Source organism: Neobacillus cucumis, from assembly GCF_002860255.1.
In the GTDB taxonomy this organism is placed as follows: domain Bacteria; phylum Bacillota; class Bacilli; order Bacillales; family Cytobacillaceae; genus Neobacillus; species Neobacillus cucumis_A.
The window spans coordinates 1-1,647 of the sequence record NZ_PGVE01000051.1; the positions used below are offsets into that span (position 1 = coordinate 1).

Here is a 1,647-nt window from a genome sequence, read left to right on the forward strand (position 1 = left end):
TAACAATCCTGTGAAGAAGGAAAGAAAGAAAGAAAGAGTGGCTCCTTTCCTTCTATTGGGATTCAGCATATATTATTTTACATAACTTATCAGATAGCCATAGCCTTTAGCTTCCATTTCTTTTAGCGGTACGAATTCAATCGATGCACTGTTAATACAGTAACGTAATCCTCCGCGATCTTTTGGTCCATCTTCGAATATATGTCCCAAATGCCTATCACCTGCAAAACTTCTCACTTCAGTTCGGATCCTATTGAAACTTTTTTCTATATGTTCCGTCATTACTTCCGGAACGATTGGCTGCATGATACTTGGCCAACCGCACTGAGGGCCATACTGATCAGAACGTGAAAATAACAATACGATATAGCCTACAGATTGTGATTCATTCAAACTTTACTTAAATCAGCGGCAGACGTTTTTCGACAAAAAAAGATCCTTGCTTATAACCGTTGACAATTTGCCAACAAACATTTAGTATTTTGAGAGAAGTACATATTTTTACCGGTGTAGTAGAAATGGAGGGGTAGTGTCATGTCAGAAGGTAGTCTTGGTCTGTCTGTCGGGCAGTTATTGCGTGATGTTTTAGAAGAACGTTCATTGTCCATGCGCAAACTAAGCGAACTTACAGATATTGACACTTCAACCATCTCTAGAATCATCAATGAAAAACGCAAAGCAACACTAGATCATCTAGAGAAATTCGCAATAATTTTAGAAATTCCATTAGCCAAGTTACTTCAGGCGGCAGGCTATCCGGTTGATCATAAACATGTGATCCATTCTACATACGATGAAACAATTCAACAATTGGTCGAAACATCAGAACTTCTATCTGCGGATATCTCTATTGAAAAAGTCAAACTTCAACTTGCAAGTTATGAAGCATATGTTCAAACCACTGAAGGAAGAGAAAGAATTCTTCATGACTTTGATAACAAGTTAAAACTGGCTGGCGGAGTAGGTCCATTCGTCGATCAAATGAAAGAATTATTTACACGGTTTAAAATGCAAGATGTTGCAAAACGTGATCTAGCCATTATCGGCAGCGCATTATTATACTTTATCATTCCTGTAGATGTCATCCCGGACTACATTTTTGCGGTCGGGTATCTAGACGATGCGATCGCGGTCCAAATTGCTTCAAGCGTACTAACAAAGAATTCATAATCAAATGAGTAGGTGTGACATTAATGGAAAACAGAGAGACTGGAAAGCGTCGTAAGAAAAAACTTAAAAGAAAATATAAACGGTTAATATTCATGGTATTCACTTTGCTACTGTTAGCGGGTGGCGGATACGTCGCTGCACAATATTCAAACGGCTTATCGTTTGCGAGCGGCGGCAAAACAAATGAAATACATACAGAACTCAGCGACAGCAGTAATACTTTTTCTACTAGCGATTCTGCTTTTGACGACTTTGAAGGTGGCGAATCACAATTTGGAGAAATTAACGTATTGTTGATCGGTGATGATGCAAGAGGCGACGAAGATGACACTCGTTCAGACGCTTTGATGATCGGTCACTACGATCAAACAACAAACAAAGTGAAATTAATCTCGTTGATGCGTGATATATACGTCGATATTCCGGGTCACGGTATGGAAAAGATCAATGCCGCTTATGCACTTGGAGGACCTGAAT

General features: G+C 39.2%; 3 protein-coding genes. 2 read left to right on the top strand and 1 reads right to left on the bottom strand.

Translation table 11 applies throughout. The features are described 5' to 3' along the window. Nucleotides 1-72: 72 nt before the first annotated feature. Complete coding sequence (locus CVD27_RS13285; protein WP_101648395.1) at nt 73-393, bottom strand: peptide-methionine (R)-S-oxide reductase; 321 nt, start codon at nt 391-393, stop codon at nt 73-75. Between the two features lie 141 nt (nt 394-534). On the opposite strand from CVD27_RS13285, the gene CVD27_RS13290 reads away from it, so the two are divergent. Then, a complete protein-coding gene (locus CVD27_RS13290) occupies nt 535-1,170 on the top strand; it encodes a DUF1232 domain-containing protein (RefSeq protein WP_101648396.1) in 636 nt (211 codons plus the stop codon). Between the two features lie 23 nt (nt 1,171-1,193). After that, nucleotides 1,194-1,647, top strand: a 454-nt coding sequence (locus tag CVD27_RS13295) for an LCP family protein (protein ID WP_257984355.1), incomplete at its 3' end; no start/stop codon positions are given.

Excerpts from the sequence above, each read along its gene's own strand:
- CVD27_RS13290 (WP_101648396.1), top strand. The coding sequence starts at position 535 with ATGTCAGAAGGTAGTCTTGGTCTGTCTGTCGGGCAGTTATTGCGTGAT.